We start from the raw sequence: 8,902 nt of genomic DNA on the forward strand, positions 1-8,902 counted from the left end.
ATCGAACCGACGACCCCCTGCTTGCAAAGCAGGTGCTCTCCCAACTGAGCTATGCCCCCAACTAGAACTGGTGGGTCTGGTTGGACTCGAACCAACGACCCCCGCCTTATCAAGACGGTGCTCTAACCAGCTGAGCTACAAACCCAGTTGTCTCGCTACTCTTGAACCGCTGAACAACCGATAGGCTGTGAGAACCTGAACCCATGCAGGGCTTTTTCTCTAGAAAGGAGGTGATCCAGCCGCAGGTTCCCCTACGGCTACCTTGTTACGACTTCACCCCAGTCATGAAGCATACCGTGGTAAGCGGGCTCCTTACGGTTACCCTACCCACTTCTGGTATCCCCCACTCCCATGGTGTGACGGGCGGTGTGTACAAGGCCCGGGAACGTATTCACCGCAGTATGCTGACCTGCGATTACTAGCGATTCCGACTTCATGCAGGCGAGTTGCAGCCTGCAATCCGGACTACGATCGGTTTTATGAGATTAGCTCCCCCTCGCGGGTTGGCGACCCTCTGTACCGACCATTGTATGACGTGTGAAGCCCTAGCCATAAGGGCCATGAGGACTTGACGTCATCCCCACCTTCCTCCGGTTTGTCACCGGCAGTCTCGTTAAAGTGCCCAACTTAATGATGGCAACTAACGACAAGGGTTGCGCTCGTTGCGGGACTTAACCCAACATCTCACGACACGAGCTGACGACAGCCATGCAGCACCTGTGTCTCGGCTCCCTTTCGGGCACCCTCACGTCTCTGCGAGGTTCCGAGCATGTCAAGGCTAGGTAAGGTTCTTCGCGTTGCATCGAATTAATCCACATCATCCACCGCTTGTGCGGGCCCCCGTCAATTCCTTTGAGTTTTAACCTTGCGGCCGTACTCCCCAGGCGGTCGACTTCACGCGTTAGCTGCGTTACCAGGGATTTCAACCCCCGACAACTAGTCGACATCGTTTAGGGCGTGGACTACCAGGGTATCTAATCCTGTTTGCTCCCCACGCTTTCGTGCATGAGCGTCAGTATCATCCCAGGGGGCTGCCTTCGCCATCGGTGTTCCTCCACATCTCTACGCATTTCACTGCTACACGTGGAATTCCACCCCCCTCTGACGTACTCTAGCTTGCCAGTTCCAAACGCAATTCCCAGGTTGAGCCCGGGGCTTTCACATCTGGCTTAACAAGCCGCCTGCGCACGCTTTACGCCCAGTAATTCCGATTAACGCTTGCACCCTACGTATTACCGCGGCTGCTGGCACGTAGTTAGCCGGTGCTTATTCTTCAGGTACTCTCATCCCCAGTGGATATTAGCCACTAGGATTTGCTCCCTGACAAAAGTCCTTTACAACCCGAAGGCCTTCTTCAGACACGCGGAATGGCTGGATCAGGCTTTCGCCCATTGTCCAAAATTCCCCACTGCTGCCTCCCGTAGGAGTCTGGGCCGTGTCTCAGTCCCAGTGTGGCGGATCATCCTCTCAGACCCGCTACTGATCGTCGCCTTGGTGAGCCTTTACCTCACCAACTAGCTAATCAGACATCGGCCGCTCGAATAACGTGAGGTCCTAAGATCCCCCACTTTCCCCCTCAGGGCGTATGCGGTATTAGCACACCTTTCGGTGCGTTATCCCCCATTACTCGGTACGTTCCGATGCGTTACTCACCCGTTCGCCACTCGCCACCAGACCGAAGTCCGTGCTGCCGTTCGACTTGCATGTGTAAAGCATTCCGCCAGCGTTCAATCTGAGCCAGGATCAAACTCTTCAGTTCAATCTTTCGCTAATTTCGTACTTGGCTGCAAGCTCAAAGAAACCATGCGATTTCCTTAATCTTGCGGCATGAGCTCCTGATCAATCCAGGCTCTCACACCTATCGGTTGTTCGTGCTGTTAAAGAGCGTTGTTGCTGACGGCGTCGCTTCGTGGCGTTGCTGGGTCAGCAGCAGAGGAGGCGAACTATATCGATCTGACCCCACGTCGTCAATAGCGACTGATGAAATAAATCACTAAAATCGAACAAAACCACAGAAAATACGAATAACCCACTGATTTAACAATACTAATGGCAATAGGTAATTCAACACAAACATATTCATGACTATGTACGTGGCTGGCTGAGAAATGCATTGACCATTAAGAGCCCCTAACAAAAATCAGCAGAACAAGTGACGGAAAGGCTTGTCACCAAGAAACCTTGGAAATCGTTGCAATCGTTGCCACCCATGCCTCCTCGCCGCCGTGGCATATCTCGCCCCCCGATGGATAACAAGGCTGCCCTGAGTGGCATCCTGTTCGTGACCACCGACAACCCTTGATATCCTTACCCAAGGAAATGGGGGGGGGTGGCAGCAGCATGGCTTGGTGGCGACGGCTGCGAGACTGGCAGGAGCAAGGCGCCTGGGGGCGCCTGCATCTGGCGTTGTTGACCCAACTGCGCCAATGCGATCAGATCGACTGGAGCCCCGTGTCAGCATCGACGGGGCGAATGTCGCCAATCCCTAGGGGGCCATCAAACCGGCCCCAACCCGACCAACTATGACAAGCTTGTCAGTAAACGGCACCTCATCGTCGACCGACGCTGCCTGCCTTTCGAGCCGCTCGTGGATGCGGCCCCCAACATTCCTGGTCTACCGGGACGCCCTCGGCGGCGCCCGCACAAGCTACATGCGGACAAAGACTACGACTTCCGTCGCTGTCGCGAGCGCTTACCGCGACATGTGGATTCAGCCCCGGATTACCCGCCGCCTCGTAGAGAGCTACAAGAGATAGGGACGCCGCCGCTGGACGGTGGGTCAGACCCAAGCTTGGCTCGCGGGATTCGACAAGCTGCACATTCGCGTTGAGGGGGTTGCCCAACCATATGTAGCCTCCAGCCCAGTTAGATTCGGAAGGCGGAACCGAACCCGCGTCTATTACCGCACTTGACCCGACGTCCAGACGACGAACTCGAATGGGCGCAAGCCATAACAGGCCAGCACACCCTCATGCAGTATGAAGTTTATTTTATTGATTATGATTTTCATTTATAAAATTAATATTAAAAGTAAATAAAATCTATTTAAACATGTCCCAGCACTGCAATTGAAATTCCAAAACAAAACTCAGATAACTTTCATATTTACGACTAATATATAAACGGCATCACTTTTCTCTCGATGAGAAAAACTTCTAATAGCGTAAGTGTTGGGTAACACCTAGGATGGGGAGTTCTTAATGCTTAAAGCATTACTACTTGTCTTGTTGCTTGAGTTCCCTGTCATCGCCTTGGCCTCGCCCTCCTTCTTGGTGAAACCTGTGCTGGAGTTGGATGGACGTGTTGGAAGCCCATATCGAACCAAGTCCATCAGCCTCGCCGAGCTGGAGCGGTTAGGGCCGCCGACTTCACTCAAGACCACCACCCAATGGGAAAAAACTCCTCAAGTATGGACCGGGGTAGAACTTACGACGCTGCTTGAGGCCATTGGTGCCCAAGGGAGCACTCTGCAGGTTAAGTGCCTCAACGACTTTGTCGTGGAAATCCCATTACACGAGATTAAGACCTATCATCCGATTCTGGCCTATCAGAAAAATGGCAACCTGATGCCCGTTCGAGATAAGGGCCCGCTTATCGTCATTTGGCCGTACGACCAGTATCCGGAAGTCAAAAACCAGCAGAAGTATCACAACTGGGGTGCCTGGCAGGTGCAGGGACTGGATGTCAAATGAGCTTCCTTCTACCGGTGCTCCGCAAGCTATCTGTCCGCTGGGATGTCTTGGCACTCATACTGGTCATCGCCATGGAGGGACTGGTCTGTGCTCAGTTTTTCTCCACGAAACAGCAGACTGAACTGCTGGCCAAACCGGACTTGGACAATAACAGTTGGCAAACCTATCAGCTCCAAGCCGAGCTATATCGATTTGACAGGGTGTTGGATGACTTCACGCGCGGCAAGGCCGATGCCGATGCGGTAGTACTGCGACTGGACGTACTCGCAAGCCGACTATCGCCGGTTTATGCATTGGGGAGTGTTCAAGTTACCCCCACCGCCTTGCAAGCACTCAAAACGATAAGCCGGAAGGTTGATGACTGGTCCCATGTCGTCCCCCAGCTTGCTGGCGAGAGATGGAAGGCCTTGGCCGTAGCCGAACGATTACGCCAGGAAGTTCGTGACCAAGAGCACACGGCACAAACCTTGACGCTGATTTCCTACGAAGTGCAGACCTTACGCATCGACCAGGCTCGTCAGCACCTTTACCACCATTTCACCACATTAACCGCAACTTTTGCGGCGCTCGGCTTGGGGGCCTCATTGTTGTTGGCGATTCTGGTCGTACGCAGTCAGCGAGAAAAGCAGCTGACTCACAAGCTGGCGCAGTTGAATGGGCAGTTGGAAGCCAAGGTCACAGAACGGACTCAGGCCTTGGAAGAGCAGGCCAAGATGCTCAAAGTGATATTGGAATCGAGTCCGGTTGGTGTTGCCCTGCTCAACGAGTCGACCCACCAGGTCGTGTTCGCCAATGCCGCGTTGATTGAAAGCCTCGGCTTGCCACAGACCCAATACCTTGGCACACCATTGCAGCCCATCTTTGCCAACCCCGAGGATGAGCAGGCATTTTGGCGGAAGCTGGAGCAACAAGAGACGGTACAAAATTATGAAGCCGAACTGCAGAATGCTCATCGCAGGCTGTTCGGCATCATTACTGCTAAGCACTTGGGCAGTTCACTGCACCCTCAACAGTTAATCTGGATTTATGACATTTCGGAACGCAAGCAGCTAGAGAATCGCCTGAGGGAACTGGCTACTTACGATGCTCTTACTGGCGCCGTCAGTCGAGCTTTCTTCCTGGAAGCATTAACCCTTGCCATGCATTCAGCACAACAGTTGGGACATCCTTTATCGCTGTTGAGCCTGGATGTAGACCACTTCAAGCGCATTAACGACACGTACGGCCATCAGGTCGGGGACTTGGCATTGCAGCGGCTCGTTCAACTTGCCCAGTCTACACTGAGAAAGCAAGACTTACTCGGTCGTCTAGGCGGCGAAGAGTTCTGCATCGTACTGCCAGAGGCCTCGACATTCTATGCTGAAATCATCGCAGAACGAATAAGGACCCTCATCGAAGCCTCCTCCATAGAGCTAGCAGATGGTCAGCGCCTGCATTTGACCGTCAGCATCGGTATCACCTCGATGCAGGAGAATGATTCGAGTGAAAACATATTGAAACAAGCCGATAGCGCGCTGTATCAGGCCAAGCACTGTGGCCGGAACTGCATCGCCATTTACGCTTGACATCATCACCGAAGGCTTATGCACTCGCGAGTCATAGATTAATAAGCCCGAGGAGCATAGCTGCTGGCATCGTCACGCCAAGCTGCTGTCTTGCGCTTCAAGCGCATGCTCATCTTACCGTTTCTCCCCATCGGCACCGGCTGGACCAGGTTCAACATGATCTTCCTCGTGGCCCCATTTATCTCAAGAGTTGGAGCCTCCTAAAAACTTGGGACGGTTCAGTTCGCGCATCATCCCCGGCAAATCATAGCCGGCTTCTGCCAAGAGGATCGACAGGCGTTGCTGTAACGAGGCCAAGCTGCCCGGAATCGTGATACCGAACTCAGCCAACAGACCACGCAGTTGATTGGTTTGGGCGGTGCGCGCTTTGATGAAGCTGGCCCGGGTCCGCTGGGCGACTAACAGTGCCGACTGCTCGGCTTGTTTGGCCGGCACAAAGCTCATGTTGAGCCGGATCACCGCTTCACAGATCATTTCGGCGTTGCATCGGTCTTGCTGCCTTTATGTAGGGCTTCACAAGCTGCGTCGCCATCAGCTTGCCCTCACGCCCCAAGGCGACCAACTTGAGTGCCCAGAAGTGCGCGCTACCACATGGCTTTTCCATGCCGACTAGGCAGTGTGGCAGGTTAGCGAAGAACGCCGCCAATGATGCACGAGCTACCTGCTTGCGCAGCACCACCTTGACCTGCGTATTCACGCCGTGAACCTGAAACACGTGCTTGGTCAGATCCAGCCTGACCACTCTTATGTTCATGGTGACGCCCCTTCGATCAGTAAGCCGGTTACAAACTCACTGTGGTACCTCAATGCCGGCCTTAGGAAGGTGGTGTCCGTCCATACCAATAAACAAAGCAGTGGGCACTTAATAAATATTAACAAAAATTATCTGGCAGCATTTGAAATATAATGTCGGCATTAGCTGCTAAGAGCAAAGTGTAAACGTCATTAACGTAGCCAGACATAGACGATCACCCCATTCGGTTCAACAAATGTATAATACAGCCCCTATACAATAGGTCGACTTCGTGACGACAGTAGCTGTTGCGATTTATTACCATTGTCAATAGAAAAGACAATGAAAAATCAAAGAGAGAAGTATGAAAATAGAAAAAACGATCCTTGCAATGGTTGTTTTTGGCCTGTCACTAACAGCCAAGGCAGAAGTTAAGATGTACGGCTTGCCAATTAAAATTGGTGACTCCATTGAAGAAGTGCAAAAAGCACTACGAACCAAAATGGAGCCAGAACCCTATCAGTCGCCCGCTGCACAGGGGGCAAACCCCGTGAAGAAGCTTCAGCTACGTTTGAAGACGAAGGGGGTTTGGGTAATTTTTGAAAAAGAGAAGGCCGTCACCATTCGAGTTGATGCTCCTTTCTCGGGAAACATTGATGGCGTGAAACTTGGCGATCCAGAACGAAAAATAGAAAAGACTTTCGGCAAAGCCGTCAAGCAGGGCAGCTTAGGTTCGTCCACCACGTACCAATATTACTTTAACGACATCACCACAACGCAATTTGTCGTCAATAATGGCGGAACGCTCGAGACCATTTTCCTGCTTAAATAAAGGCTATGTCGTAGCTAAAGGTTGGTAAGGCCGGCCCAGTGCCTCAGCAAAGCAACGAGCCGGCTGGATGGACTAGCGGTAACGTTCCAACAGACGACGCCACCCAGATAGCCCACCAAATATTTCGTCTCCACCCCATGAAAGCGCGCCATCCAGCCCTTCAGCCTGCCATAGCAGGCATCCATTCTGGATATGGAATACCCCGCCACGCACCCCTCTTTCCTGCTCAGCCTGCACCACCTGATGGCTGAACCGACATGTCTGGCAAAAGCGACATAGACCGCCACACCATCCATACAGAGTACCGCTGCGCAATCAACCAAGGACAGTAACGCTGCTTACAGATGATGGGCATCCAGCTGAAGTGGCTTACGGCACGGCGCACCACACTTCATACAAGTCCACTGCCTGGGGCTTGGTCTTCCTACGGGTCTGCTCCAGCAGTGGCTCGATTTGCTCGAACTGCTCACGACTCATGTCACTGGGGTATCTCCTGCTTCGAATCTCACTACTGTCTCGGCTAAACCCGAGATCGTGAACTGGCCATTAAAGCATTGGCATTATTATGGCGGTGTATTTATCTGTTTCGATAAAGGTTCCTAAGGGAGCGTGCAGTCGGGGATGTTGGCCGCGTGGCTCAGGCGCAGAACCCCTGGTAGCTCATCCGGTCGAGCAGTGGGGACTCCATCTGCTCGTCTGACAGGCTGTAAAGCCGCTTCAGGACCAGAATCCGTACCATCGTTTCGTTGACATCCTCCCCCGCCTAAAGTCGGGGGGGGGGCCAACGGCGCTCAACCCGGCATCGAGCCGGATTGGGGCGTTTCGGTGGGTTCCTGCTGCTGTCGGCATTACCGCACCGTTCACTTCACAGGCTAACCGGGCGTGTCCCGCCCTTAATACGTTGAGCGCGCCGACCCGGTCGGCGTTGTCCTCGACACCGCATTGGACGCAGACGAACCGAGCTTGCGTCCGCCGGTTGTCCGCCGATACGTGGCCGCAACACGGGCAGGTCTGACTGGTGTTCTGCGCCGGAACGGCGATCAGATGCCCGCCGTGCCACGCCAGCTGGTAGTCCAGTTGGCGGCGGAACTCGAACCCGCCCTGATCGAGGATGGCCTTGTTCAGGCCGGACTTGGCCCGAACATGCTTGCCCGGTTGCTCGGTGGTGCCTGCTGCCGACTTGGACATGTTCCGCACCGGCAAGTCCTCGATACACACGAGCGCGTGGTTTTGGCTGATCGTGGTCGTGGCTTTGTGCAGGTAGTCGTGGCGGGCGTTGCCGATGCGGGCATGGAGACGCTGGACGCGGGCTTTCGCCTTCTGCCAGTTGCGACTGAACTTGGTCTTGCGGCTCATGGCTTGCTGCGCCTTACGCAGCGCGCTTTCGTACCGCTTGAAGCTGTTGAGCGGTGCGTAGAACGTGCCGTCCGACAGCGTGGCGAAGCGGGCAATGCCCAAGTCGATGCCGACCGCGCCGCCATTGGGGACGGGCTGCTCAACCTCGCGTTCAGTCTGGATGCTGACGAACCACTTGCCACCGTTGGCCGACACCGTGACCTGCTTCACCTCGCCCAGCACATCGCGGCTGTGGCGGTAGCGCAGCCAGCCGAGCTTGGGCAGGAAGAGGCGGCGGTTGCGCTGATCGAGCTTGATCTGTTTGGGATCGGGATAGCGGAAGCTAGCGGACTGGCCCTTCTTCTTGAAGCGCGGGAAGGCCGCCCGCTTGGCGAAGAAGTTGGCGTAGGCCCGCTCCAGGTCCTTGAGCGTCTGTTGCAGCGGGTGCGTCGGCGCCTCGGCCAGCCACGGTGTGTCTGGCCCGTTGCGCCACGCGGTGAGCCGCTGGCACAGTCCGGCATAGCCGAGCTTCTGCTCGCCACGCGCATAGCGTTCCTTCTGCAACGCCAGCGCCTTGTTGAACACGAACCGGCACGATCCGGCGAAACGGCGCATCAGACGCTGCTGGTCGCCGGTCGGCATCAGTTCGTATTGGAAGGCTTGGCGGCGTTGCATGCAGATAGAATAGTTTGGTCGATGAGTAACGACAACGCTATGCGGCACGGAAGACACGGCGTCTTTCTGC

The 8,902-nt window shown here is 54.6% G+C and carries 6 protein-coding genes, 1 tRNA gene, 1 rRNA gene and 3 pseudogenes; 4 read left to right on the forward strand and 7 right to left on the reverse strand.

The genetic code is table 11. The features are described 5' to 3' along the window. Window positions 1-68 precede the first annotated feature (68 nt). Together QU481_RS22965 and QU481_RS22970 are read right to left on the reverse strand one after the other, a co-directional pair. Window positions 69-145, reverse strand: a tRNA-Ile gene (locus QU481_RS22965). A gap of 78 nt (window positions 146-223) precedes the next feature. Next, window positions 224-1,759, reverse strand: a 16S ribosomal RNA gene (locus QU481_RS22970). A gap of 393 nt (window positions 1,760-2,152) precedes the next feature. Here QU481_RS22970 and QU481_RS22975 point away from each other — a divergent pair. From QU481_RS22975 to QU481_RS22985, 3 genes and pseudogenes are all read left to right on the forward strand, one after another. After that, window positions 2,153-2,912 (forward strand): annotated as a pseudogene (locus QU481_RS22975) (transposase family protein). 288 nt (window positions 2,913-3,200) lie between these two features. Next, window positions 3,201-3,692 carry a putative pterin-binding protein gene (locus QU481_RS22980; RefSeq protein WP_289832302.1) on the forward strand — a complete coding sequence of 164 codons (492 nt, stop codon included), beginning with the start codon at window positions 3,201-3,203 and terminating at the stop codon, window positions 3,690-3,692. Further along, window positions 3,689-5,257 (forward strand): sensor domain-containing diguanylate cyclase, encoded by a 1,569-nt coding sequence (locus tag QU481_RS22985; protein WP_289832303.1) that lies wholly within the window; start codon window positions 3,689-3,691, stop codon window positions 5,255-5,257. The genes QU481_RS22980 and QU481_RS22985 overlap by 4 nt, the downstream gene beginning before the upstream one ends. A gap of 183 nt (window positions 5,258-5,440) precedes the next feature. Here the strand turns inward: QU481_RS22985 and QU481_RS22990 are convergent, their stop codons facing one another. Continuing rightward, the gene (locus QU481_RS22990) at window positions 5,441-5,731 is read right to left on the reverse strand and encodes a hypothetical protein (RefSeq protein WP_289832304.1); all 291 of its coding nucleotides are present in this window, start codon (window positions 5,729-5,731) and stop codon (window positions 5,441-5,443) included. Then, window positions 5,721-6,011 carry a hypothetical protein gene (locus QU481_RS22995; protein ID WP_289832305.1) on the reverse strand — a complete coding sequence of 97 codons (291 nt, stop codon included), beginning with the start codon at window positions 6,009-6,011 and terminating at the stop codon, window positions 5,721-5,723. The genes QU481_RS22990 and QU481_RS22995 overlap by 11 nt, the downstream gene beginning before the upstream one ends. Before the next feature lie 343 nt (window positions 6,012-6,354). Here QU481_RS22995 and QU481_RS23000 point away from each other — a divergent pair, with 343 nt between their 5' ends. Then, window positions 6,355-6,822, forward strand: a complete 468-nt coding sequence (locus QU481_RS23000; protein WP_289832306.1) for a hypothetical protein — start codon at window positions 6,355-6,357, stop codon at window positions 6,820-6,822. 375 nt (window positions 6,823-7,197) lie between these two features. Here the strand turns inward: QU481_RS23000 and QU481_RS23005 are convergent. From QU481_RS23005 to QU481_RS23015, 3 genes and pseudogenes are all read right to left on the reverse strand, one after another. Then, window positions 7,198-7,299 (reverse strand): annotated as a pseudogene (locus QU481_RS23005) (IS5/IS1182 family transposase); the annotation flags it as partial. A gap of 131 nt (window positions 7,300-7,430) precedes the next feature. Continuing rightward, window positions 7,431-7,567, reverse strand: a pseudogene (locus QU481_RS23010) (transposase); the annotation flags it as partial. Beyond that, window positions 7,540-8,832 carry an RNA-guided endonuclease InsQ/TnpB family protein gene (locus QU481_RS23015; protein WP_289832307.1) on the reverse strand — a complete coding sequence of 431 codons (1,293 nt, stop codon included), beginning with the start codon at window positions 8,830-8,832 and terminating at the stop codon, window positions 7,540-7,542. The gene QU481_RS23015 and the pseudogene QU481_RS23010, both read right to left, overlap by 28 nt. Window positions 8,833-8,902: the final 70 nt, after the last annotated feature.

The organism is Crenobacter oryzisoli, assembly GCF_030385785.1.
GTDB classification, from domain to species: Bacteria; Pseudomonadota; Gammaproteobacteria; order Burkholderiales; family Chromobacteriaceae; genus Crenobacter_A; species Crenobacter_A oryzisoli.